20 protein-coding genes and 2 pseudogenes are annotated in these 22,546 nt (G+C 70.5%); 11 read left to right on the forward strand and 11 right to left on the reverse strand.

The features are described from left to right. The first annotated feature begins 14 nt into the window (after positions 1 to 14). The 3 genes from HK415_RS00615 to HK415_RS00625 all read left to right on the forward strand — a co-directional run bounded on the left by HK415_RS00615 (position 15) and on the right by HK415_RS00625 (position 5,450). Complete coding sequence (locus HK415_RS00615; protein ID WP_171556393.1) at positions 15 to 3,200, forward strand: efflux RND transporter permease subunit; 3,186 nt, start codon at positions 15 to 17, stop codon at positions 3,198 to 3,200. Beyond that, on the forward strand, positions 3,197 to 4,624 hold the full coding sequence (locus tag HK415_RS00620) for an efflux transporter outer membrane subunit (protein ID WP_171556394.1): 1,428 nt from the start codon (positions 3,197 to 3,199) through the stop codon (positions 4,622 to 4,624). Before HK415_RS00615 ends, HK415_RS00620 begins: the two co-directional genes overlap by 4 nt. A 70-nt stretch (positions 4,625 to 4,694) precedes the next feature. After that, positions 4,695 to 5,450 carry a hypothetical protein gene (locus HK415_RS00625; protein ID WP_171556395.1) on the forward strand — a complete coding sequence of 252 codons (756 nt, stop codon included), beginning with the start codon at positions 4,695 to 4,697 and terminating at the stop codon, positions 5,448 to 5,450. Here the strand turns inward: HK415_RS00625 and aceE are convergent. Next, positions 5,447 to 8,138, reverse strand: a pseudogene (gene aceE, locus HK415_RS00630) (pyruvate dehydrogenase (acetyl-transferring), homodimeric type). The gene HK415_RS00625 and the pseudogene aceE sit on opposite strands and share 4 nt — an antisense overlap. Positions 8,139 to 8,296: 158 nt before the next feature. Between aceE and HK415_RS00635 the strand changes: the two are divergent. Together HK415_RS00635 and HK415_RS00640 are read left to right on the forward strand one after the other, a co-directional pair. Beyond that, positions 8,297 to 8,725 carry a cupin domain-containing protein gene (locus tag HK415_RS00635; protein ID WP_373684518.1) on the forward strand — a complete coding sequence of 143 codons (429 nt, stop codon included), beginning with the start codon at positions 8,297 to 8,299 and terminating at the stop codon, positions 8,723 to 8,725. Between the two features lie 269 nt (positions 8,726 to 8,994). Continuing rightward, positions 8,995 to 9,435, forward strand: a complete 441-nt coding sequence (locus HK415_RS00640) for a carboxymuconolactone decarboxylase family protein (RefSeq protein ID WP_171563026.1) — start codon at positions 8,995 to 8,997, stop codon at positions 9,433 to 9,435. Here the strand turns inward: HK415_RS00640 and HK415_RS00645 are convergent. Continuing rightward, positions 9,432 to 11,384 (reverse strand): sensor histidine kinase, encoded by a 1,953-nt coding sequence (locus HK415_RS00645; protein WP_171556396.1) that lies wholly within the window; start codon positions 11,382 to 11,384, stop codon positions 9,432 to 9,434. The two genes, HK415_RS00640 and HK415_RS00645, sit on opposite strands and share 4 nt — an antisense overlap. Before the next feature lie 183 nt (positions 11,385 to 11,567). Between HK415_RS00645 and HK415_RS00650 the strand changes: the two genes are divergently transcribed. Beyond that, entirely contained in the window at positions 11,568 to 12,065 is a 498-nt protein-coding gene (locus tag HK415_RS00650) for a DUF6130 family protein (protein ID WP_171556397.1), read from the forward strand. 29 nt (positions 12,066 to 12,094) lie between these two features. On the opposite strand, the pseudogene HK415_RS00655 reads toward HK415_RS00650, so the two are convergent. The 3 genes and pseudogenes from HK415_RS00655 to HK415_RS00665 all read right to left on the reverse strand — a co-directional run bounded on the left by HK415_RS00655 (position 12,095) and on the right by HK415_RS00665 (position 14,269). After that, positions 12,095 to 13,475, reverse strand: a pseudogene (locus HK415_RS00655) (FAD-containing oxidoreductase). A 38-nt stretch (positions 13,476 to 13,513) separates the two neighbouring features. Continuing rightward, positions 13,514 to 14,011, reverse strand: coding sequence for a hypothetical protein (locus HK415_RS00660; protein ID WP_171556398.1), 498 nt, complete (start codon positions 14,009 to 14,011; stop codon positions 13,514 to 13,516). Positions 14,012 to 14,044: 33 nt separating this feature from the next. Then, positions 14,045 to 14,269 (reverse strand): hypothetical protein, encoded by a 225-nt coding sequence (locus HK415_RS00665; protein WP_171556399.1) that lies wholly within the window; start codon positions 14,267 to 14,269, stop codon positions 14,045 to 14,047. 155 nt (positions 14,270 to 14,424) lie between these two features. Between HK415_RS00665 and HK415_RS00670 the strand changes: the two genes are divergently transcribed. After that, entirely contained in the window at positions 14,425 to 14,688 is a 264-nt protein-coding gene (locus tag HK415_RS00670; RefSeq protein WP_171556400.1) for a hypothetical protein, read from the forward strand. A gap of 69 nt (positions 14,689 to 14,757) precedes the next feature. Here HK415_RS00670 and HK415_RS00675 read toward each other — a convergent pair whose 3' ends face one another. The 3 genes from HK415_RS00675 to HK415_RS00685 form a co-directional block, all read right to left on the reverse strand. After that, positions 14,758 to 15,285, reverse strand: coding sequence for a DUF4148 domain-containing protein (locus tag HK415_RS00675; protein WP_216369699.1), 528 nt, complete (start codon positions 15,283 to 15,285; stop codon positions 14,758 to 14,760). Between the two features lie 122 nt (positions 15,286 to 15,407). Further along, a complete protein-coding gene (locus HK415_RS00680; protein WP_171556401.1) occupies positions 15,408 to 16,223 on the reverse strand; it encodes an AAA family ATPase in 816 nt (271 codons plus the stop codon). A 107-nt stretch (positions 16,224 to 16,330) separates the two neighbouring features. Then, positions 16,331 to 16,963: a response regulator transcription factor gene (locus HK415_RS00685; protein WP_171556402.1), complete on the reverse strand. Its 633-nt coding sequence runs from the start codon at positions 16,961 to 16,963 to the stop codon at positions 16,331 to 16,333. A gap of 257 nt (positions 16,964 to 17,220) precedes the next feature. Between HK415_RS00685 and HK415_RS00690 the strand changes: the two genes are divergently transcribed. The 4 genes from HK415_RS00690 (at position 17,221) to HK415_RS24230 (ending at position 19,305) form a co-directional block, all read left to right on the forward strand. Next, entirely contained in the window at positions 17,221 to 17,691 is a 471-nt protein-coding gene (locus HK415_RS00690; protein ID WP_171556403.1) for a MotA/TolQ/ExbB proton channel family protein, read from the forward strand. Continuing rightward, positions 17,681 to 18,340 (forward strand): DUF2135 domain-containing protein, encoded by a 660-nt coding sequence (locus tag HK415_RS00695; RefSeq protein ID WP_171556404.1) that lies wholly within the window; start codon positions 17,681 to 17,683, stop codon positions 18,338 to 18,340. The genes HK415_RS00690 and HK415_RS00695 overlap by 11 nt, the downstream gene beginning before the upstream one ends. A gap of 75 nt (positions 18,341 to 18,415) precedes the next feature. Continuing rightward, positions 18,416 to 18,916, forward strand: coding sequence for a hypothetical protein (locus HK415_RS24225; RefSeq protein WP_253261711.1), 501 nt, complete (start codon positions 18,416 to 18,418; stop codon positions 18,914 to 18,916). After that, on the forward strand, positions 18,913 to 19,305 hold the full coding sequence (locus HK415_RS24230; RefSeq protein WP_309246528.1) for a nuclear transport factor 2 family protein: 393 nt from the start codon (positions 18,913 to 18,915) through the stop codon (positions 19,303 to 19,305). Before HK415_RS24225 ends, HK415_RS24230 begins: the two co-directional genes overlap by 4 nt. Positions 19,306 to 19,376: 71 nt before the next feature. Here HK415_RS24230 and HK415_RS00705 read toward each other — a convergent pair whose 3' ends face one another. From HK415_RS00705 to HK415_RS00715, 3 genes are read right to left on the reverse strand one after another with little or no spacing between them, the layout of a single operon-like run. Beyond that, positions 19,377 to 19,844 carry a RidA family protein gene (locus HK415_RS00705; RefSeq protein WP_171556406.1) on the reverse strand — a complete coding sequence of 156 codons (468 nt, stop codon included), beginning with the start codon at positions 19,842 to 19,844 and terminating at the stop codon, positions 19,377 to 19,379. Positions 19,845 to 19,861: 17 nt separating this feature from the next. Next, positions 19,862 to 22,030, reverse strand: coding sequence for a xanthine dehydrogenase family protein molybdopterin-binding subunit (locus HK415_RS00710; protein WP_216369700.1), 2,169 nt, complete (start codon positions 22,028 to 22,030; stop codon positions 19,862 to 19,864). Then, a complete protein-coding gene (locus HK415_RS00715) occupies positions 22,027 to 22,518 on the reverse strand; it encodes a (2Fe-2S)-binding protein (RefSeq protein WP_171556407.1) in 492 nt (163 codons plus the stop codon). The genes HK415_RS00710 and HK415_RS00715 overlap by 4 nt, the downstream gene beginning before the upstream one ends. Between the last annotated feature and the right edge of the window lie 28 nt (positions 22,519 to 22,546).

The raw sequence follows: 22,546 nt of genomic DNA on the forward strand, positions 1-22,546 counted from the left end.
ACGGCGGAGCCCCCATGAACTTCTCCAGGTTCTTCATCGACCGGCCCGTGTTCGCCGGCGTCCTGTCCATGCTCATCTTCCTCGGCGGGCTGATCGCGCTGCCCCTGCTGCCGATCTCGGAGTACCCCGAGGTGGTGCCGCCCTCGGTGGTCGTGCGGGCGCAGTATCCCGGCGCGAGCCCGAGGGTGATCGCCGAATCGGTGGCCACGCCGCTGGAGGAGCAGATCAACGGCGTCGAGGACATGCTCTATTTCAGCAGCCAGTCCACCGCCGACGGCCAGCTGACGCTCGTGGTGACCTTCAAGCTGGGGACGGACCCCGACAAGGCGCAGCAGCTGGTGCAGAACCGGGTGACGCAGGCGGAACCCCGGCTGCCCGAGGAGGTCCGCCGGCTCGGCGTCACCACGATCAAGAGCTCGCCGGACATCACCTTGCTCGTGCACCTGTCCTCGCCCACCGGCCGCTACGACATCAACTACCTGCGCAACTACGCACTCCTGAACATCCGCGACCGCCTGGCCCGCGTGCAGGGCGTGGGGCAGGTGGCCCTGTACGGCGCCGGCGACTATTCGATGCGCGTGTGGCTCGACCCGCACAAGGTGGCCCAGCGCAACCTCTCGGCTTCCGACGTCGTGCGCGCGATCCGCGAACAGAACGTGCAGGCGGCCGCCGGGACCATCGGCGCCGCCCCGAACCACGGCATCGACGTGCAGCTCTCGGTCAACGCCCAGGGCCGGCTGCAGACCGAGGAGGAGTTCGGCGAGATCATCGTCAAGACCGAGACCGACGGCGCGGTCACGCGCCTGCGGGACCTCGCCCGCATCGAACTCGGCGCGGCCGACTATTCGCTGCGCTCGCTGCTGGACAACAAGGACGCCATGGCGGTGGCGATCCTGGCTTCGCCGGGCTCCAATGCGATCGCGATCGCCGACGGCGTGCGCGCCGAGATGGCGGAGGTGGCCAAGACCATGCCGCAGGGCGTGGAGTACAGCACGGAGGTGTACGACACCACGCTGTTCGTGCGCGAGTCGATCAAGTCGGTGGTGAAGACCCTGCTGGAGGCGATCGCCCTGGTCGTGCTGGTGGTGATCCTGTTCCTGCAGACCTGGCGCGCCTCCATCATCCCGCTGCTGGCGGTGCCGGTCTCGGTGGTGGGCACCTTCGCCGTCATGTACGCGCTGAACTTCTCGATCAACGCCCTGAGCCTGTTCGGGCTGGTGCTTTCGATCGGCATCGTCGTCGACGACGCGATCGTGGTGGTGGAAAACGTCGAGCGCAACATCCAGGCGGGCCTGTCGCCGCGCGAGGCGACGCTGCAGGCCATGAGGGAGGTGTCCGGACCCATCGTGGCGATCGCGCTGGTGCTGGTGGCGGTGTTCGTGCCGCTGGCGTTCATCACCGGGCTGGCCGGCCAGTTCTACCGCCAGTTCGCGCTGACCATCGCCATCTCCACCGTCATCTCCGCCGTCAATTCGCTGACGCTGTCGCCGGCCCTGTCGGCGCTGCTGCTGCGCGGGCACGATGCGCCGAAGGACGCGCTCACGCGCGGCATGGACCGCGTGCTGGGCCCCTTCTTCCGCGGCTTCAACCGGCTGTTCCAGCGCGGAGCGGAGAACTACGGCACCGGCGTGCGGCATGCGATCTCGCGCAAGGTGGTGATGCTGTCGGTCTACCTCGGCCTCGCCGTGATCACCGTGGGACTCTTCAAGGTCATTCCGCACGGCTTCGTGCCGGTGCAGGACAAGGAGTACCTGGTGGGCTTCGCGCAGCTGCCCGACGGCGCCAGCCTGGACCGCACCGACGACGTGATCCGGCGCATGAGCGACATCGCGCTGAAGCATCCCGACGTGCAGTACGCCGCCGGCTATCCCGGGCTGTCCATCAACGGCTTCACCCGCAGCTCCAATGCCGGCGTGGTCTTCATCCTGCTCAAGCCTTTCGGGCAGCGCAAGCGCGCGGACCAGAACGCCACGGCCGTCGCCGCGGCCCTGAACCAGTCCTTCGGGCAGATCCAGGACGCCACCATCGGCCTGTTTCCGCCGCCGCCGGTGCAGGGTCTCGGCACCACCGGCGGCTTCAAGCTGCAGCTGCAGGACCGCGCCTCGCTCGGCTACGCGGAGCTGGACACGGCGACCAAGGCCTTCCTCGCCGAAGCGCGCAAGGCGCCGGAGCTCACCGGCCTGTGGACCAGCCTGCAGGTCAACGTGCCGCAGCTCTACGCCGACATCGACCGCACCAAGGCACGCCAGCTGGGTGTGCCCATCACCGACGTGTTCAACACGCTGCAGATCTACCTGGGCAGCCTGTACGTGAACGACTTCAACCGCTTCGGGCGCACCTACACCGTGCGGGTGCAGGCCGACGCCGAATTCCGCTCGCACGCGGACGACGTCGCCAGCCTGAAGGTGCGGTCCGCCAACGGCGAGATGGTGCCGCTGTCCGCCTTCGTCACGGTCAAGCCCAGCTACGGGCCCGAGCGCGCGATCCGCTACAACGGCTTCCTGGCTGCGGACATCAACGGCAACCCGGCTCCCGGCTATTCGTCGGGCCAGGCGCAGGATGCGATCGAGCGGATCGCGGCCAAGACGCTGCCGCCCGGCGTGGGCTACGAATGGACCGACCTGACCTACCAGGAGATCCTCGCCGGCGATGCCACCGCGCTGGTGTTCCCGCTGGCCGTGCTGCTGGTGTTCCTGGTGCTGGCCGCGCAATACGAAAGCCTCACGCTGCCGATCGCGATCATCCTGATCGTCCCGATGGGACTGCTGGCGGCGATGACGGGCGTGTGGCTCTCCGGCGGCGACAACAACATCTTCACCCAGATCGGGCTGATGGTGCTGGTGGGGCTATCGGCCAAGAACGCCATCCTCATCGTGGAGTTCGCCCGCGAGCTCGAGTTCGCCGGCCGCACGCCGGTGCAGGCGGCGATCGAGGCGGCGCGGCTGCGGCTGCGCCCGATCGTGATGACCTCGATCGCCTTCGTCATGGGCGTGCTGCCGCTGGTGCTGGCTTCCGGTGCCGGCGCCGAGATGCGGCGGGCGATGGGCGTGGCGGTGTTCAGCGGGATGATCGGCGTGACGGCCTTCGGACTGGTCCTCACGCCCGTGTTCTACGTGCTGCTGCGCCGGCTGGCCGGCAACCGTCCGCTGGTGAACCATGGCCATGCCTCCACCATCCAGCCTGCAGGGGAAGCGCAATGAGTCCCGATCCCCGGCCCTTGCGCCTCTGCGTGCTGGTCGCGGCCCTGCTCGTTGCCGGCTGTGCGACGCCGCCCGCCATCGACCCGGCCAGGCTGCCGCCGATCCCCCTGTCGTTCGCGGGAGCGGGTGGCAAGTGGACCGCCACGGCCCCCGCGGAGCTTCCGGCCTTCGGCGAGTGGTGGAAGGCCTTCGGCGACCCGGTGCTCGATGGCCTGATGGCCGGTGCGATGGAGCGCAACGACCGCATCCACATCGCCGCCTCGCGGCTGGAGCAGGCGCGTGCACTGCTGCGAGCCGCCGAGGGGCGCAGGCTGCCCCAGGTCGGGCTCGCGGCGGGCGCGTTCCGGGGCACCCGGCCGGACATGGGGCCGGCGGCTGCCACCAGCCTGTCCGCGGGGGCCACCTTCTCCTACGAGGTCGACGTGTTCGGCAAGATCGCGCGGGCGACGGATGCCGCCAGGCTGGATACCGACGCGCGCGAGTCGCTGCTGCGAAGCGCGCGCCTGCTGATCCAGGCGGAGGTCGCGCACACCTACTTCACGCTGCGGGCGCTCGATGCCGAAACGGCCATCGTGCAGGACACGGTGCTCGCGTACGCCGACACCTTGCGGCTGACCGAATCCCGCTTCCGTGCCGGCGACGTCGCCGAGCTGGACGTGGTGCGGGTGCGCGCCGAGAAGGCCGCGGCGCAGTCGCAGGCGCTGGCGATCCGGCGCGAGCGCGCCGAGCTCGAGCACACGCTGGCCGTGCTGGTGGGAGAGGTGGCGTCCACCTTCTCGCTGGCGCCTTCGCAGTGGACCGGAAGCGCGCCCGCCATCCCCGCGGGCGTGCCCGCCGTCGTGCTGGCGCGCCGGCCCGACGTGAGCGCGGCGCAGCAGGCCCTGCTCGCTGCGCAGGCGCGCGTCGGGGTGGCGCAATCCGCATGGTTCCCGGACGTGCAGCTGACCGCATCGGGCGGATTCGCCTCGTCCGGGCTGTCGGACGTGTTCAAGTGGTCCGCCCGGGCCTGGGGCGTGGGCGCGCTGCTGTCGCTGCCCATCTTCGACGGCCGGCGCGAGGGCACCATCGCCGCGGCGGCGGCCGAGATGGATGGCGCGCTGTCCTCCTACCGCGAGCAGGTGCTGGTCGCCTTCAAGGACGTGGAGGACCAGCTCTCCTCGCTTCGGTTGCTCGGCGAGCAGGCGCAGGCCGAGGCAGAGGCCGTGGCCTCGGCCCGCCGGGCGACCGCGTTGTCGAACGCGCGCTACCGCGGCGGCTTCATCAGCCAGTTCGAGCTGCTGGATGCCCAGCGCAACGAGCTGCGCAGCCGGCGCATGGAGACGCAGGTGCGGGCCGCGCAGTTCCAGACGACGGTTCGGCTCGTGCGCGCGCTCGGCGGCTCCTGGGACAACCCCGCGGCCCCCGCGGTCGCCACGCGCGAGTGACCGACACCATGGTCTGATATCCCAACCCGCGCTTTGGGCACAGACTGCGCTCCTTTCACAGGAGCACACCATGGAGCCACTTCTCGGCGCGGTCCTCGAGGCCCACGGCGGTCTTTCGAACTGGAAGCACGTCACCAGGATCGTCGCGCGCATGAGCCTCGGCGGGCCCTTCTGGGGCGCGCGCGGCTGGCCCGGCGTGCATGAGGACACGACCGTCGTGGTCGACCCGCATCGCCAGCACCTCACGTTGGCACCCTTCGGGACGCCGGAGGGGTTCGCGGAGTTCCGGGTGGGCCCGGAGCGCATCGCCATCCGCTCCGGTGACGGCAGGCTCGTCGAGGAGCGGCTGGCGCCGCGCGCTTCCTTCCCGAAGGTGTTCGACCCTTTCCGCACCCCGTGGGATGCGGTGCAGGTCGCATACTTCACGAGCGCGGCCGTGTGGAACTACCTGGCGACGCCCTTCGTCTTCACGCACCCCGGCGTCGAGACCGTCGAGATCGAGCCCTGGGTGGAAGGCGGCCAGACCTGGCGCCGGCTGGCGGTGACCTTCCCCGCATCGATCGCCAACCACAACCCACGGCAGGTCTTCTACTACGACGAGGCGTTCATGCAAAGGCGCATGGACTATTCGCCGGAGGTGACGGGCAGCCCGCCGGTGGCCCACTACACGCACGATCCGAGGACCTTCGACGGCTTCGTGTTCCCGACGCGGCGGCGCGTGCACCTGCACGACGCCGCCGGCATCGCGGACCTGCAGTTCGCGCCGATCACCCTCGACGTCGCCTCGGTGCGCGTCGAGCGGTCGAAGGAAGCCGTACCTGCCTAGGCGAGCACGGGATTCGGCTTGGCCGGGTCGATCCCGTACTTGCGGATCGCCTCCGCCACCCGGCTGGCCGGAATGACTCCGTCGTCGGCCAGTGCCTTCAGCGCGGCGATCGCCACCCAGTGGCGGTCCACCTCGAAGAAGTGGCGCAGTGCGGCACGGGTGTCGGAGCGGCCGAAGCCGTCCGTGCCCAGCACGACGTACCGGCGGGGCACGAAGCCGCGGATCTGCTCGGCCAGCGCGCGCACGTGGTCCGTGGCCACGATCACCGGGCCCCTGGTCTGCTGGAGCAGGCGCGTGACGTGCGGCAGGCGGCGCGGCGCTTCCGGATTCAGCAGGTGCTCGCGCTCGGCGGCCTGGCCGTCACGCGCCAGCTGGGTGAGTCCGGGCACGCCCCACAGGTCGGCCGCCACGCCCCAGTCCCTGTGCAGCAGTTCCGCCGCGGCGATCACCTCGTTGAAGATGGTGCCCGCGCCCAGCAAGCTGCACCCGCGGGGCAGCGCCGCCATCGTCGGCCCCCTTGCGGAACGCGTACATGCCCCGGAGGATGTCCGCCGCCACCGTCGGGCCCTCGGGCATGGCCGGCTGCGGGTAGCTCTCGTTCATCAGCGTGAGGTAATAGAACACGTCCTCCTGCTCGGCGACCATGCGGCGCAGGCCGTCCTGCACGATCACCGCCAGCTCGTACGGGAAGGTCGCGTCGTAGCTGATGCAATTGGGCACCCACGAAGCCCACAGCAGCGACTGCCCGTCCTCGTGCTGCAGGCCCTCGCCGTTGATGGTGGTGCGGCCGGCCAGGGCACCGAGCAGGAAGCCGCGGGCCCGCATGTCGGCGGCGGCCCAGGCGAGGTCGCCCACCCGCTGGAAGCCGAACATGGAATAGAAGATGTAGAACGGGATCGTGATCTCGCCGTGCGTGGAGTACGAGGTGGCGGCCGCGATCCAGTCCGCCATGGCGCCGGCCTCGCTGATGCCTTCCTGCAGCACCTGGCCGGTTTCGGACTCCTTGTAGAAGGAGAGGGTGCCGGCGTCCTGCGGCACGTACCTCTGTCCTTCCTGGTTCCAGATGCCGACCTGCCGGAACAGCCCCTCCATGCCGAAGGTGCGCGCCTCGTCCGGGACGATGGGCACGACGCGCCGGCCCAGCGCCGGGTCCTTGAGCAGGGTGTTGAGGATGCGCACGAAGGCCATCGTGGTGGACATGCCGCGGCCCTCGGGCGTCGCCTGCAGCAGCGCCTCGAAGGCGGGGAGCGCCGGCACCGGCAGCGCTTGCGCCTTGCGGCGGCGCGCCGGCAGGTAGCCGCCCAGCGCCTCGCGGCGCGCGCGCATGTAGCCGAGCTCGCGGGATCCCTCCGCAAAGCGGATGAAGGGCACTTCCTCGATGCGCTCGTCGGGGATGGGAAGCGCGTACTTGTCCCGCAGTGCCCGCAGCGCGTCGACGCTCACGGTCTTCTGCTGGTGGTTGGTGTTGGCGGCCTGGGACTGCGCACCCATGCCGTAGCCCTTGATCGTCTTGGCCAGGATCAGGGTGGGGCGGTCGCCGCCACGCGCGGCTTCGGCGAAGGCCGCGAACACCTTCAGGGGATCGTGGCCACCACGGTCCAGGTTCCACAGTTCGTCGTCGGTATGGTCCGCGACGAGCGCCTTCAGCTCCGGCGTGTTGAAGAAATGTTCGCGCAGGTAGGCGCCGGACTTCGAGCGGTAGGTCTGGTAGTCGCCGTCGACCACCTCCATCATCCGCTGCCGCAGCGCCCCCGTGGTGTCGCGCGCGAACAGCGCATCCCACCGGCTGCCCCACAGCAGCTTGATCACCCGCCAGCCCGCGCCCAGGAACAAGGACTCGAGTTCCTGCACGATCTTGCCGTTGCCGCGCACCGGGCCGTCCAGGCGCTGCAGGTTCGCGTTGATGACGAAGACGAGGTTGCCCAGCCGCTCCCGCGCGGCCATGGCGAGCGCCCCGACCGACTCGGGTTCGTCCATCTCGCCGTCGCCCAGGAACACCCAGACCTTGCGGTCGTCGGTCGTCGCGATGCCGCGGGCCTGCAGGTATTTCATGAAGCGCGTCTGGTAGATCGACAGCAGCGCCGCCGAACCCATGGACACGGTCGCGAACTGCCAGAAGTCCGGCATCAGCCAGGGGTGGGGATAGGAGGACAGCCCTTCGCCGCCCACCTCGAGGCGGTAGTTGTCCAGGTGCTTTTCGCTCAGGCGACCCAGCAGGAATGCGCGGGCGTAGATGCCCGGCGAGGCGTGGCCCTGCGTGTACAGCAGGTCGCCGCCATGCTGCGCGGTGGGCGCGCGCCAGAAGTGGTTGTAGCCCACGTCATAGAGGGTCGCCGCGGAGGCGAAGGAGGCGATATGCCCGCCGACGTTGCTGGTCTTCGCGGCGCGCACCACCATCGCCAGCGCGTTCCAGCGCGTGTAGGCGCGGATGCGCCGCTCGAGCTCGGGGTCTCCCGGCATCCGGGCCTGGCGGTGGACGGGAATGGTGTTGACGTAGGGCGTGCCGGCCGCATGCGGCAGCGACTGCCCGCGCAGGCGCGCGTACGCGATCTGCCGCTCGATCAGGTAATGGGCGCGGTCGGGGCCGGCGGTCTCGATCACCGAGTGGATCGCGTCCAGCCACTCGGCCGTCTCCTGCGGATCCTCGTCGACGGCGTCACGGGCTGCATGCATGGATGGCTCCTTCATTCCCGCAGGATGCGTGCGGCACCGGCCCTTGTCCAAGCCACCTTGGTCGCGTCACGCGGCACCGGCTTCGGCAGGAGCGGGGAGTGAACCTTCGGCGGATGCGCCGTGCGGCGCGTGCGCCGACGATGTGCCAGCCACCACTCACGCAAGGAGCCACCGTGAAACGCCTGAACCGTCTCGCACTGCTGCTCGTGCCCGTGCTCACCGCCGTCGTCGCGCCGCCGGCGAAGGCGGCGCCGGGCCCGGTCCTGAAGACCCTGCTGTCCCGGGAGCTTCCCGAGCATCCCGGCAAGGAACTGCTGTCGATCACGGTCGAATACCCGCCCGGCGGGTCCGATCCCGTCCATCGCCACGATGCGCACGCCTTCGTGTACGTGCTGGAGGGCTCCGTCGTCATGGGCCTGCGCGGCGGCCGGGAAGTGACCCTGGCCAAGGGCCAGACCTTCTATGAAGCTCCCGGCGACGTGCACACCGTGTCGCGCAATGCGAGCAGCACGAAGCCGGCGAAGTTCCTCGTCGTCTTCCTCAAGGACAAGGGCACGGATTCCGTGCTCCCGGCGCGCGGAAAGCGGGAACCGGTGCAATGAAGGCACTCGACCTGCACGGATCGCAAGTCACGGCGGACATCGTCGGCAAGGTGCAGTTCCGGCAGGGCGACGGCGTGCTGCTCACCGTCCGCCGCGGCCGCGTGGCCATCGAAGTCTGCACCTGCGATGCCGTCCTCAGCTGGACGGACGATCGCGGCCGCAGCAACGCGGCGATCCCGTGTTCCGAGTTCCACCGCTACGTCGAGGAAGGCGCGATCCGCCTGGCGGTCTCGCCGGTGGACGAATCAATTCATGACCAGGAGCGAACGATGAGCCAGCGGCTCGACTACTACAAGGCATCGCGCGATGCGACCCAGGCGATGCTCGCCCTCGAGAAGGCGGTGGCCCAGTTCGGGCTCGAGGCGAGCCTGCTGGAACTGGTGCGGCTGCGCGCCTCCCAGATCAACGGGTGCGCCTACTGCGTCGACCACCACATCGCCGAGGCGAAGAAGGCGGGCGAGTCGGACCGGCGGCTCCACGGGGTCGTGGTCTGGCGCGAGACGCCGTTCTTCACGCCCCGCGAGCGCGCGGCACTGGCCTGGACGGAATCGCTCACGTCGCTGCCCGACACGCATGCGGCCGACGAGGACTACGCGATGCTGCGCGAACAGTTCAGCGACAAGGAGATCGTGGACCTGACGGTCGCGATCATCGCGGTGAACGGGTGGAACCGGCTGGGCGTCGGATTTCGGCGCAGTCCCGGGCTCTAGGCGAGTTCGCCCGCCGCGCTCTCGACCTGGACGCCTTGCGCCGCACAAGGCGCGAGCAGCGGGATGGCAAAGGTGAACGTGGCGCCCGGGCCTGCGTTCGCCGCGGCCCAGAGCCGGCCGTGGTGGCGCTCGACGATGGAGCGGCTGACCGAGAGGCCGATGCCCATGCCCTCGGGCTTGGTCGTGTAGAAGGCGTCGAACAGCGATTCCGCGTCGGCGACGGCGAAGCCGGTGCCCGTGTCCTGCACGCTCACGCGCGCCAGGCCGTCTTCGCGCCCGCTCTTCACCACCAGCAGCCGGGGCCGGCCTTCCACGGTGCCCATGGCCTCGACCGCGTTCAGCACCAGGTTGAGGATGACCTGCTGCAGCTGGACCCGGTCACCCGCCACGGTCAGCGCCTCGCCGGCGAGGTCGGCCTGCCACTGCACGCGGCTCCTCTGCAGCTCGTTCGCGCACAGGGCCAGCACCTCGCGCGTGGCCGCGTTGAGGTCCAGCGCTTCCGTCGTGAAGGGCTTCTTCGCGAACAGGGACCGCAGGCGTGACACCACCTCCGCCGCGCGGTTGCCGTCGCGGATGTTGCGCCGCGCCGTCTCGCGGGCCCCGCCGACGTTGGGCGGATCGGCTTCCAGCATGCGCAGGCAGGTGCTGGAATTCATGATGATCGCGGCCAGCGGCTGCTGGACCTCGTGCGCGATGGAGGCGGTCAGGGCCCCCAGGCTCGAGATCCTGGCCACGCGCGCGAACTCGGAGCGGACCTCCGCCAGCGCCTGTTCCGACGCGCGCTGCGCCGTCACGTCCTGGACGGCGCCGATGTACTCCAGCACGCCGTCCTTGGTGCGGATCCCGTGCGCCACGACGTGGAGGTGCTTCTCCGCCCCGCCCGGCAGCTGCAGGCGATGCTCGCCATCGACCTGCAGGCCCCTGCCCTCCGGCTGCGCGGCCGGGTCGCCGAGTGCGCGAAAGGTCTCGCTGTCGAAGCACTGCGACAGCAGCTCGACGCCCACCGGCTGCGCCTCGCCGACCTCGAGGATGCGATGGAGTTGCCGCGAGCAGGTGATCTCACCGGTCGGCACCCGCCACCAGAAACTTCCGGTGCGGCTCAGCGCTTGCGCCTCCTCCAGGAAGGCCTGGCTTCTCTCCAGCGCGGCGGCCTGGGCGTGGGCGCGCTGGGCCAGGTGGACGGTGAAGGCCAGCACGGGCCCGAGCAGGGTCCCGATGCCGAGCACCAGCAGGGGCAGCGGCGCGGACGGTGCATAACCGCCGACCAGCAGCGCCCGCAGCAGGGCCGCGGTCAGGCCCGCCATGCCGGCGGCGATGCCGAGCGGCAGCCAGGCAGGCGTCGGCTGTCCGGGCGGGGCGGAGCGCCAGGCCAGTGCCACCAGGCCGGCGCCCGCGATGGCGATGCCCACGCCGGTGTGGAGTGCGGCGAGCGAGGGCTTCACGTGCAGGGCGGCCACCAGTCCGAAGGCCGTGACCACCGCGCCGGCCAGGCTGAGGGCCAGGCCCGTGCGCAGCGGCAGGACGGTGGCGATGGCCAGCAGGGACGCCGAGGTCACGGCCAGCGACACCGCCGTGATGGGCGCCATGCGGCCGGGACTGCGCAGCTGCACGTTGATGTACGAGGGGCCCAGGATCTCGTGGATGCCGGAATCCAGCCGGAACGCGAAGTCGGCGTAGGAGACGCAGCTGACCGCCAGCACGGGCACGGCGCACAGCGCCGCGATCCAGCGCGGCCCCCGCAGCGAAAGCACCAGCAAGGCCACCCCGACCAGGAGGAAGGACGCGGCGACGTTGCGCGTCATCGGCGGCAGTTCGGGCCGGAGCTGGATCAAGGTGGGCAGGTTCGCGATCCAGCCGGCCAGCACGATCGCGCCCAGCAGGATCAGCAGGACCGCGCATCCCGCGGCCAGGCTGGTCGGCCAGGACCTGCCATGCGCGATGCGAGTCATGCCGGACGCTCCACGGGCGCAAGCATGCGCCTGCCGGCGGCAAACGTCCACTTCGCCGATACGAAGGTATCGCTCGACACCATCGTCCAATGTCGGGCAGGAAAAGCTCCTGACAGATTCGGCGGTGCGCTCCGGCGACATCGGCCGGGCGCCCCAGACCCCTTCCTCACCAGGAGCTACCGCATGACCAGACTGCCATCGATCCGCAGGCTCGCGGCCGCCGCCGCCGGCGCCTTGCTTGCCACGAGCCTCTCTGCCCAGAGCGCCAGGGACGTCACCGGACCTTCCGTGTACGTGCCCATCGCGAACGAACCCGCCCCGCGCCTGATCGTGGATCCGCCGCTGGCCGAGGGGCTGCCGCTGGGGGTGTTCTGGGCGCAGTACCGGGTGGAAAACCTGCGCATCGTCCCGGTGTTCGGACCCGGCGCCGCGCAGACCTCGCCCCGCGTGGGCCATCTGCACATCACGGTCGACGACCTGCCGTGGTGGTGGGCGGATCCGAGCGGGACCAACACGATCGACATCGCCGGCTTCACGCCGGGCGAGCACAAGGTGAAGATCGAGCTGGTGGATCCCAACCACAACGTCTACCCCGGGCAGGTGGTGACGCTGACGTTCACCATCCCCGAGTACGACCGGGCCAAGGTGCATCCTCACGCGCCGCCGCTGCCGCGCAAGTGAGGGAAGCCCGGGCCCGCGGGGCCCGCCCCTCAAAGAGGCTTCAGGCGCTGCAGCAGCGTGGGGATCAGCTCGCTGATGGTCGGATGGATGGGGACGGTGGCGGCGATCGTGCGCACGTCCACGCCGGCGGCCTGCACGTTCAGCAGGGAGTGGATCACCTCGTCGGCATCGATGCCGACCAGCGTGGCGCCCAGCAGCCGCATCGACCGGGCGTCGACCAGCACCTTCATGAAGCCGCGGGTCTCCGAGCGCTCCCTGGCCCGGCCGACGTTCTTCATCGGCAGGAAGCCCACGAGCAGCTCGACGACGCGCGCGCGCCTGCTTCTCGGAGTCGCCGATGCGCGCCAGCGGCGGATCGACGTACAGGGCGTAGGGCGCGACCCGCCCGTCCACGCTGCGCTCCTGGCCGTCGAGGATGTTGGCGGCGACCACCTCGTAGTCGTTCCAGGCCGTGTGCGTGAAGGCCCCGCGCCCGTTCACGTCACCCAGCGCCCAGATGCCGGGGACGCCGGTGCGCAGCTGCCCGTCCACCCGGATGTAGCCTCGTTCGTCCAGGTCCACGCCGGCCTGGTCCAGCCCCAGGTCCCCGGTATTCGGCCGGCGCCCGGTGCCGAGCAGCACGTGCGTGGCTTCCACACGCCGGCGCGTGCCGCCCTGTTCGAAGGTAAGGGCAGCGCCGCCACCGGGCCCGTGTTCCACGCCCAGGCAGCAGGCTCCCAGCTCGAAGCGGATGCCTTCGTCGGCCAGCGCCGACTGCACCTCGGCCGCGGCCTCCGCGTCTTCCCGGGCCAGCAGCGCGTCGGCCTGCTCGATCACGGTGACCTCGCTGCCGAAGCGCCGGAACACCTGCGCGAACTCCAGGCCGATGTAGCTGCCGCCGACGATCGCCAGGTGCGCGGGCCGCTCCTCCAGCGCGAGCAGGGTGTCGCTCGTGAGGTAGGGCACGCCCGAGTCCCGGGCCCAGTCGGGCACGACAGGGCGGCAGCCGACGTTGAGGAAGATCCTGGGCGCCTGCAGCAGCCGGCCACCGGCCTCCAGCGTGTCCGGCGCGGTGAAGCGCGCGTGCGCGCGCACCAGCGTGAGCCCCGCGGTTCCTTCCAGCCAGGCCGCGAGGCCGCGGCGGGACTGCGCGACGACCGCCTCCATGCGCGCGCGCACTTTCGCGAAATCGGTCGCCACGGTGCCGCTGATGCCGACGCCGAAGTCCGCCGCGCGGTGCACCAGGTGCGCGACGCGCGCGCTGGCGACCAGCGTCTTGGTCGGCGTGCAACCGGTGTTCACGCAGGTGCCGCCGAGCTCCGCGCGCTCGACGAGTGCCGTCCTGTGGCCCGCCTCGGCCAGCCTCGCGGCCAGCGCCGGTCCGGCCTGGCCTGCTCCGACGACGATGGCGTCCCAATGTTCGACGTTCATGGTGATTCTCCGGGTTGGGTTCGACTGTAGTTGCGCGCTCAGCTGCGCGCCAGGTAGCGGTCGGCGCGCGCCGCGTCGTGCAGGGCTCGCGCGTCGACCCCGATGCAGTCAACGGGCGCCGCGTCGCCCAGCCATGCGTTCGGGCGTGCGAACCACAGGCAGATCTCCCAGTCGTTCAGCACGGCCTCCAGTTCGCGGATCGCCGCCGTGACCTCCGGCCGCAGCGTCATGCCCGCCAGGTCGAACTGGAACAGCGGCAGCATCGTGCCCGCCTTCCATTCGAAGCTCACGACCTCGTGCGCGACGATCCAGCGCGCCAGCCGCGAGATCGGCTGGTCCGTGCGAGCCGCGAGCAGGCCGGTGACGTGGTCCGTGCCCGCGAGCCCGCCACTGGCGCGCAAGGCCTGTTCCATCTCGCGGTACTCGCGCTCCCTCGCCGTCTGCAGCAGCACCGGCACGCCGTGGCGCGCCGGCTTCGGCCGCAGGAAGGATGGGACGGACCGGTGGCCGGCGGAACGGACGGGAAGGTCGCTCATGGCAGCTCCTGGGGAATGGGGGCCGTGCGCGGCTCAATGGCCGCGCGGCTGGATGCGCTTGACCGGCGCGAGGAATTCGCGGCCGACCGAGGCGCTCACGCGCTGGTAGTTCGAACGCGCCTGGTCGCTCAGCAGGGCGACCTGCACGTTGCCGTCGGCGTCGCAGGGGAAGGCGTAGCTGCGGCCGAAGCAGTAGAGGCCCTCGAAGCGCAGCTCGTAGCAGCCGGTGCGCGCGGACTCTTGCGATGGATGGCTCATGGCGGTCTCCGGGAGGTGGAGCACCCATCAGAGCAGGAGCGGCTGCGGCGGTCCATTGAACGATGGTCTCGCCGCTACCTTGGTGCAATGGATCGCGCCTGCCGCATCTGGTGTCATGGCGCGTGACCGGGGACTCCCACCCCGCTGGAGCAGCCATGACAGCGAGAGTCGGTGCAACGTGTGCTTCGCGCAGTGGCGCGACGCAGCGCCATGCGCAACCTGCCCCATGCCGCGAGGCGTGGCCGACCACGCTGCGCTTCAGCCGGCGGCTGGGCGAGACCGTGCGCGATGCCGAATACGCCGCCTGGATGGAGGGGCCGGGCGGCCGGCGCACGCCGCACCTGCAGGAACGCGACGGCCTGGCCGGGGCACTGGAGCGGATCCTCGACTTCCTGCGGCGCACCCTCGCGCGCCCCTAGCCCGCGAAGCCCGCGCACGGACGGCAGAGCGCGGATCCCTCGGGACCCGCTTCCTCGCTGGGGGCTGTATCAGAAGGGCACGGAGAAACTGCTCCGGCGCGCTTCGAAGCGCGGGCGGCGGTCGTCGCGGGCTTCCATGCTGTAGCGCGACGGCGAAACCTGGTTGCGCCTGAGCGCCAGCTCGCCGCCCGTGAGGATGTCGCCCGAGCGGATCGCGGCCGCCAGTTCCGCCTTCGCCTGCTCGCGCGACTTGCCGGCCACCATCGGCACGGCCGGATACAGCTCCGGGAAGATCTCGTTGCGACGGGCGGATGACTCGCCGGAGGCGATGTCGCCCGTGCGCAGCGCCTCCGCGAGTTCGGCCTTGACCTGGTCGCGCGTCTTGCCTGGCACCTGCACCGCCGCCGGGTAGCGGTGCGGGTGGACCTGGTTCAGGGGCAGCCCGAGTTCGCCGGGGGCGAGGATGTCCCCCGAGCGGATCGCCTCGGCGAGCTCGGCACGGACCTGCGCCGGGGTGGACGCGCCCTGTGCCAGCGCGGGATTGGCGCCGGCGAGCAGGGCCAGCAGGGTGACGGGAACGATGGTCAGCAGTTTCATGGTCGGAATTCCTCTTGCAGTGGGTGGGTGGACGAACGCATGCATGCTCTGGAGGACGTGGCCGCCCATTGCAGATGCCCGGGTGAAGGCGCCCGCGGAGTCCTGGCCGCGGGCGCCGCTTGCTAGTGGCGCCTGTCGCGGCGCGGAGGATCGGTGCGCAGCAGCCGGTGCAGCAGCTCCGGCCCCACGAGGTCCGCCAGCGTTGCGATGGCCACGTGCGGCAGCCAGGCGGCGGCCAGCTTGATGGCCAGCGGAATGCCGCCGACGCGCCGGCAGATCGCGATCGCGCCGCGCGTGTTCTCTCCGCTGAGGGCGAAGGTCGGCACGTGCCGCGCCGCCTCCTGCACGAACATTCGCACCGCGGGAAATTCCATCGCTGTCCGCGCGTCCAGCATGGCCGCATCGGGCGGGAAGGCGAGGGGTGGGACAGCGAACGATGGCCCGTCCGGCGCATCGAGCATCCGCCCGGTGATCAGCACGTGCACGTCAGGGCGCACGCGCCGCAGCGTGCGCGCCACGCCGGCGATGCAGGCGGCATGGCGGTCGCAGTTGTCGATCAGCAGCAGCAGGCCGGCGAACTCCCCGGCGTGGTCCTCGGCCGCGGCGTGCGCCGGCCGTTGCGCCCGGATCGCAGCGGCGATCAGGGCACGCAGGTGCTCGCAGTCGAGGGCGCGCGCTGCATCGATCGCGCGGTAGCCGCCGCGGAAGGCGGGCGCGAGCTTCTGCGCGATGCGCAGCGCCAGCGCGCTCTTGCCCACGCCGGCCGTCCCGGTCACGTGCACCAGGCCGCTGTGCCGGACCTGGCCGGCCACTTCCGCGATCTCCTGTCCGCGGCCGACGAGCGCGGAGGAATGCCGGATGGTCGCGCCCGCAAAGGACGTCAGCGTGGCCGAGCCCTGGGGCTCGAGCGTCCAGGATGTTGCGGTGGTTGCGTGCATGGTGACCTCCTTGCGCAGGACCCATGAAACCGCAACACGCGCGCGCCCTCAATTGACTGAAGGTGTCGCCGATACCAAGGAACAGGGGAGGGCGGCCTGCGCGCGGCTCAGGCTTCGCCGGCGCCGGCGGAGCGCAGCTTCGCCGACATCTTCACCAGCTCGGCGAGCGAGCGGGCTTCCATCTTCTTCATGACGCGGCCGCGGTGCGCCTTCACCGTGATCTCGCTGATCCCGAGTTCGCCGCCCACCTGCTTGTTCAGGAGCCCGGAGACGACCAACGTCATCACCTGCCGCTCGCGCTGGCTGAGCGACGCGTGGCGTTCCCGCAGCGACCGCAGCGAGGTCTCCTCCTCCACTTCGACGTGGCTGCGTTCGACCGCCCGGCGGATCGCATCGAGCAGCACTTCCTCGTCGAAAGGCTTGGTCAGGAATTCCGCGGCCCCGGCCTTCATGGCGCGCACGGTCATCGGAATGTCGCCATAGCCGGTGAGGAAGATGATGGGCATGCCCGCGCCGTCGAGGGCGAGGCGCTCCTGCAGGTCCAGCCCGTTGAGGTCCGGCAGGTTGACGTCCAGCAGCAGGCAGCTGGCCGTGAGCGAGCGCGGGCGCGCGAGGAACTCCTGGGCACTGGAGAAGATCTCCGTCGCCCATCCCTCGGACTGGATCAGCAGCTCCAGGGATTCGCGGACGGACACGTCGTCGTCCACGACGAAGATCGTGGGAAGGGTGCTGGACGTCATGCGGACCTCACTTGCGGATCGCAGCGCTGCTCGGCCCGGACGCCTGCAGTCGCTCTCTGCACGCCCGGACAGCATGCGCGCGACCGGCCCCTCGGTAAATCATACTTTGGTTGCGGTTGCCGCCGGACTGCGCAACCGTGTTCCCGAAGGGCATGCGCGCGTCTCCACCCTCCAGCGCACCTGCTGCTAGTGCCGCGGGGCCATGACGGACCGGCGGGCGCGAACGACCATGGGGCCAACCTGCGAAAGGACGACTCATGGTCTCGTATCTCCGATGGTGGCTCCTGTTCCTGTGCAGCGGCGTGGGCCTCGTGCTGGCCGCGATCAGCGGACACCTGGGCGCGATGTGGAACATCGATGCGCACAAGATCAGCTCGATCACGGTCGCCACCTACTTCCTGGTGACCGTGTTCATCGGCCGGCTGACCTGGCGCATCGCGCGCGGCGACCGCACCTGGCACGTGCGCTACCAGGAAGGCTACGACTATGCGGTGACCCTGATGACCATGCTGGGCCTGATCGGCACGGTGGTCGGCTTCATGGAACTGCTCGCAACCTCGTTCGGTTCGCTCGCTTCCGCCGACGTCACGCAGGCACGCGAGGCGATCGGCACGCTGACAGCGGGTTCGTCGACCGCGCTGGTGAACACGCTGGTGGGCCTGCTCGGGGCGGTGGGCCTCAAGCTGCAGGTGATCAACCTCAACCTGGCGGCGCGTCGTGAGCGCTGAGGGCAGCGACAAGGCCACGGCGATGGCCGCGATCGACCTGCTGCTGAACCTGCTGATGCTGTTCATCGTGGTCTCGGCGATCGCCATCGCGCAGATGAACAAGCCGGCGCAGGAGAAGTCGGTCGAACTCAAGGCCGAGATGGTGATCGAGCTGACCTGGGCCGACCTCAACTTCGACGACCTCGACCTGTGGGTGCTGCTGCCCGACGGGCGCAAGGTGGGCTTCAACAGCCGGGATTCCGGCGTGGCCAGCCTCGACCGGGACGACCGGGGAGGCTTCGGCGACACCTACGCCGGCGAGCATGGCGAGACCAGGGTGATCGCGATCAACAAGGAAACGACCGTCATCCGCGCCAACGTGCCCGGCCGCTATGCGGTGAACGTGCACTACTTCCACCGCTACTCGGAGTCGGAGATCGGCGTGGCCCAGGCGAGCCCCGCGCCCGACCCCGTGGCGGTGAAGCTCACGAAGCTCAACCCGCGGCTGGTGGAGCTGGTGGAACAAACCGTCGCGCTGGGCAAGGTGGGCTCGCAGCGCACCGCCTTCTGTTTCGAACTCGATGCCGCCGGAGCGGTCTCGAACGTGGACACCACGTGCGACCTTCCCTTCGTCCCCACGGCCGCGGACCCCGTCCGCCAAGGAACCTGACCATGCTGAAGGAACAACTGGGCCTGCTGTACCCGCTGGTCGCGATCCTGCTCGCGACGGCGGTGCTGGTGCTCTATGTCTACTACGCCAGCCCGCGGCATTACCATCAAGCTCCTGCTCGGCCCCGCGCTGCTGGCGGCGAGCGTGTTCGCGGTGCCGGGCGTCGGCGCCCGGCTGGGCTACGCGTGGCCCTCGCCGCTGCCCGCCTCGTTCCAGTACATCGCCCACAAGACGGTGGTCGTCGAGGGCGAGAAGCGGTGGATCGACGTCTTCCTCGTGTCGCGCAAGCCGCTGCACGGCGATGCGCGCGTGCATCGCATCCGCTGGACCGCGCCGGTGGAGAAGGTGCTCGACCAGGCGCAGCGGATGAAGGAGGATCCCGGCGGGGGCGAGATCGTGGTCAACGGCTCGCGCGAGGCCACGCCGGGTGGCGACGGCCATCCGGGCTATTCGGCGATGCGGGTGCTGCCGCAGGATCGCGTCCACAAGGGGCCGCCGGCGCAGCCGCGGCCGCCCGCCGTCGAGCCCCGGCAGGAACGCCGCCGCAGCCCCGCGGCGCCGGACTACCTGACGTGAGCGCCCGCGCAACGGGGGCCGGCGTGATCGGCAGCGACGACCTGCTGCAGGTCCTGTCCACGTACTTCCAGGCAGTCTACCACGGCGACGTGGTGGCGCTCGAAGGGATCTTCCACCCGAAGGCGATGCTGTTCGGCGAGGTGAAGGGGCAGCCGTACCAGAAGACGCTTGCCGCGTACCTGGAGGGTGTCGCTGCCCGCAATTCCCCCGCGCAGCTGGGCGAGCCCTTCCTGATGCGCACCCTGTTCATCGACGTGGCAGGACCGATCGCGCTGGCCAAGCTGAACTGTCCCATGCTGGGTTTCAACTACGTCGTGTTCCTGACGCTGGTGCGCATCGACGGCGGCTGGCGCATCGTGGGCAAGACGCTGACCCACGTCGAGAGGTAGGCACGCCGCCGCCGCGGGAGACCGTGGCGGCGGGCGAATGGGTTCGCTTGCTCAGTCGTCCACTTCGAAGATCAGCTCAGCTCCACCGGCGAGCCGAGCGGCAGGCTGGCCACGCCCAGCACCAGGCGGCTGGGCAGGCGTTGCGTCCCGAGCACCTGCTGCAGCAGTTCCGATGCGCCGTCGGCGACCTTCGGGTGGTCGCGCAGTTCGCCCGAGCTGGCGATCGCCACGCCGATGCGCACCGCGCGCGCGATGCGGTCCAGGCTGCCCAGGTGCTCGCGCGCGAGCGCCAGTCCGTTGAGGACGGCGAGCCGCGCCGCCATGCGCCCGGTGTCGATGTCCAGCTCGACGCCCACGCGCCCGGAGTAGCGGGCACGCCCGTTCTCGGTGGCGAGCATGCCGCTGAGGAAGAGGAGCCTGCCGGCCTGCACCGCCGCGACGTAGGCCCCGAAGGGCTTCGGCGCCGGCGGCAGCACCAGTCCGATCTCGCGCACGCGCGCTTCGATGCCGGAGGCGGGGAGGGTTCGCGCTTCGGCCATGGCCTATGCCTTCTTCTTCAGCGCGAGCGCCTGCCGGTCGATCGGCAGCCGTCGCAGGGGCACGCCGGTGGCGGCGTAGATCGCGTTGCGCAGCGCGGCGGCGCGGCCGCGGTGCCGGTCTCGCCGATGCCGCCCGGCGCTTCGCCGCTCCTGAGCACGTGCACGTCGATCCGCGGGACCTCGTTCATCCGCAGCACGCGGTAGTCGTGGAAGTTCGACTGCTCGATGCGCCCGTTCTTCAGCGAGATGTCGCCGTGCAGGGCCGCGCTCAGTCCGAACACGATGCCGCCTTCGAGCTGCGCGACCACCGTGTCCGGATGGACGGCGATGCCGGTGTCGACGACGCAGGTCACCTTGCGCACGCGCACCTCGCCCTGCGGGTCCACCTCCGCTTCGACCACCGTGGCGATGAAGCTGTGGAACACCGCCTGCGCGCAGACGCCGCGCCCGGCGCGCGGCCCGATGGGCTGGCCCCAGCCGGAGCGGGCGGCGGCCAGCTCCAGCACGGCCTTCATCCTGGGCGACTTGCCGAGCATCGCCAAGCGGAACGCGATCGGGTCCTTGCCGGCCCTTGCCGCGAGTTCGTCCATGAAGGACTCGATCGCGAACACGTTGTTGTTGCAGCCGACGCCGCGCCAGAACCCGGTGCGCACCGCCTTCGGTTCGACCCGGAGGTACTCGATGCGCAGGTTGGGAATGGCGTAGGGCATGTCGACCGCGCCGTCCACCGCGTCGACGTCGATGCCCTTCTGGAACGCAGCCGGCAGGAAGCGCGCCACCACCGAGGAGCCGCAGACCTTGTAGTCGAAACTCTCCACGCCGTCCTTGCCGAGGGTGGCGGAAACGATGTCGCGGTACATGGGCCGGTAGTAGTCCTGCCGCATGTCCTCCTCGCGGCTCCAGACCACCTTCACGGGAATGCCTTCCAGGCGCTGCGCGATGCGCGCCGCGCTGGCCGCCATGTCGGCTTCCAGCCGCCGGCCGAAGCCTCCGCCGAGCAGGTGGTTGTGCACGGTGACCTTTTCTGGCGGCAGCGCCAGGACCTTCGCCACGGCCTGCTGAACCCGGGCCATCACCTGCGTGCCCAGCCAGACCTCGCACCCGTCGCGCCGGACCTGCACCGTGCAGTTCAGCGGCTCCATCGTGGCGTGGGCAAGCAGCGGCAGCTCGTAGGCGGCTGCCACGCGGACGGCTCCGGCGACATGCTTGCGCGCATCCCCCACGGATTTCGCCACCACGCCCGGCCGGGTGCTGGCCGTCCGCAGCTGTTCCCACAAGCCCTGGCTGGAGGCACGCCCGTGCGGCCCGTCGTCCCAGGCGACCTTCAGCGCCGCCAGCCCTTGCTTGGCGGCCCACATGTGGTCGCCGACGACCGCGACCAGGTCGTCGAGCACGACCACCTTGTGCACGCCGGGAATCGCGCGGGCGGCGCGGTCGTCCACCTTGCGCACCTTGCCGCCGACGACGGGGCTCGCCGCGAGCGTCGCGAACTTCATCCCGGGCAGCAGGGTGTCGATGCCGAAGGCGGCCGTCCCGTTCACCTTGCCGGGGGTGTCGAGCCGCTTGAGCGAACGCCCGATGAGGGTGAACCGGGCCGGGTCCTTCAGGGGTGCGTCCTTCACCGGGGGCAGGGCGGCGGCGGCCTCGGCCAGTTCGCCGTAGGCGAGCTCGCGCCCGGTGCGCGCATGCACCACGTGCCCCTTGCTCGCCGAGCATTCGGAGGCCGGGACCTGCCAGCGCGCGGCCCCCGCCTGCACCAGCGTCGCGCGCGCGGAGGCGGCGGCGCTGCGGAGCGGTTTCCAGAAGGCACGGATCGAGTTGGAGTTGCCGGTGGTCTGGATGCCCAGCAGGGGGTTCACGTACAGCTTTTCGTCGGCGGGTGCGTGCCGCAGCACCACCCGGGAGAAATCCGCGTCGAGCTCCTCCGCCAGGATCATGGCGATCGAGGTGTAGGTCCCCTGTCCCATCTCCACCTGCGGCATCACGAGCGTGGTGGTCCCGCTGCGGTCGATGCGGATGAAGGCATTGGGCACGAACCGGCCCTGCAGGTCCTCCGCCCCCTGGCCGGCCTGCGCGCGCGCAGCCCCGGGGACATGGAAGGCCAGCACGAAGCCGCCGGCGAGGGTGCCCTGCAAGAGGGCGCGCCGGCTCACCCCGGCAGGCGCAAGGTCGGCATGCGTCCTCATGGCCGGCCTTTCGGCGCGCCGGCGGCGAGCTTGATCGCTTCGCGGATGCGCACGTAGGTCCCGCACCGGCAGATGTTCCCCGACATGGCGGCGTCGATGTCGGCGTCGCTCGGGTCCGGCTTGTCCCGCAGCAGCGCCATGGCCGACATGATCTGCCCGGACTGGCAGTAGCCGCATTGCACGACCTCGAGGTCGAGCCAGGCACGCTGCACCCGCGCACCCGCGTCGCTGCGGGACGCGGCCTCGATGGTGGTCACGGCCTTTCCCTCCACCGCCGATACCGGCAGCACGCACGAGCGGGTGGGCTGGCCATCGACGTGCACGGTGCAGGCGCCGCATTGCGCCACGCCGCAGCCGAACTTGGTGCCGGTCATGCCGAGCACGTCCCGCAGCACCCACAGCAAGGGCATGTCGGCGGGCACTTCGACCGGCTTCGCTTCACCATTGATCCGCAAATTCCTCGTTCCAGACACGGGCGCTCCTTTCATGGGTTCCGCGGACCGGGAAGAGGGCCGG

Origin of the sequence: Ramlibacter montanisoli (genome assembly GCF_013087525.1) — a bacterium.
Taxonomy (GTDB): domain Bacteria; phylum Pseudomonadota; class Gammaproteobacteria; order Burkholderiales; family Burkholderiaceae_C; genus Ramlibacter; species Ramlibacter montanisoli.

Coding starts and splice junctions, on each gene's coding strand:
- HK415_RS00665 (WP_171556399.1), bottom strand. CDS start 14,269: ATGAGCCATCCATCGCAAGAGTCCGCGCGCACCGGCTGCTACGAGCTG.
- HK415_RS00680 (WP_171556401.1), bottom strand. CDS start 16,223: ATGCACGCAACCACCGCAACATCCTGGACGCTCGAGCCCCAGGGCTCG.
- HK415_RS00645 (WP_171556396.1), bottom strand. CDS start 11,384: ATGACTCGCATCGCGCATGGCAGGTCCTGGCCGACCAGCCTGGCCGCG.
- HK415_RS00710 (WP_216369700.1), bottom strand. CDS start 22,030: ATGAGGACGCATGCCGACCTTGCGCCTGCCGGGGTGAGCCGGCGCGCC.
- HK415_RS00685 (WP_171556402.1), bottom strand. CDS start 16,963: ATGACGTCCAGCACCCTTCCCACGATCTTCGTCGTGGACGACGACGTG.
- HK415_RS24225 (WP_253261711.1), top strand. CDS start 18,416: ATGTCTACTACGCCAGCCCGCGGCATTACCATCAAGCTCCTGCTCGGC.
- HK415_RS00690 (WP_171556403.1), top strand. CDS start 17,221: ATGGTCTCGTATCTCCGATGGTGGCTCCTGTTCCTGTGCAGCGGCGTG.
- HK415_RS00615 (WP_171556393.1), top strand. CDS start 15: ATGAACTTCTCCAGGTTCTTCATCGACCGGCCCGTGTTCGCCGGCGTC.
- HK415_RS00660 (WP_171556398.1), bottom strand. CDS start 14,011: ATGAGCGACCTTCCCGTCCGTTCCGCCGGCCACCGGTCCGTCCCATCC.
- HK415_RS00705 (WP_171556406.1), bottom strand. CDS start 19,844: ATGGCCGAAGCGCGAACCCTCCCCGCCTCCGGCATCGAAGCGCGCGTG.
- HK415_RS00675 (WP_216369699.1), bottom strand. CDS start 15,285: ATGAAACTGCTGACCATCGTTCCCGTCACCCTGCTGGCCCTGCTCGCC.
- HK415_RS00670 (WP_171556400.1), top strand. CDS start 14,425: ATGACAGCGAGAGTCGGTGCAACGTGTGCTTCGCGCAGTGGCGCGACG.
- HK415_RS00650 (WP_171556397.1), top strand. CDS start 11,568: ATGACCAGACTGCCATCGATCCGCAGGCTCGCGGCCGCCGCCGCCGGC.
- HK415_RS00625 (WP_171556395.1), top strand. CDS start 4,695: ATGGAGCCACTTCTCGGCGCGGTCCTCGAGGCCCACGGCGGTCTTTCG.
- HK415_RS00715 (WP_171556407.1), bottom strand. CDS start 22,518: ATGAAAGGAGCGCCCGTGTCTGGAACGAGGAATTTGCGGATCAATGGT.
- HK415_RS00620 (WP_171556394.1), top strand. CDS start 3,197: ATGAGTCCCGATCCCCGGCCCTTGCGCCTCTGCGTGCTGGTCGCGGCC.
- HK415_RS00640 (WP_171563026.1), top strand. CDS start 8,995: ATGAGCCAGCGGCTCGACTACTACAAGGCATCGCGCGATGCGACCCAG.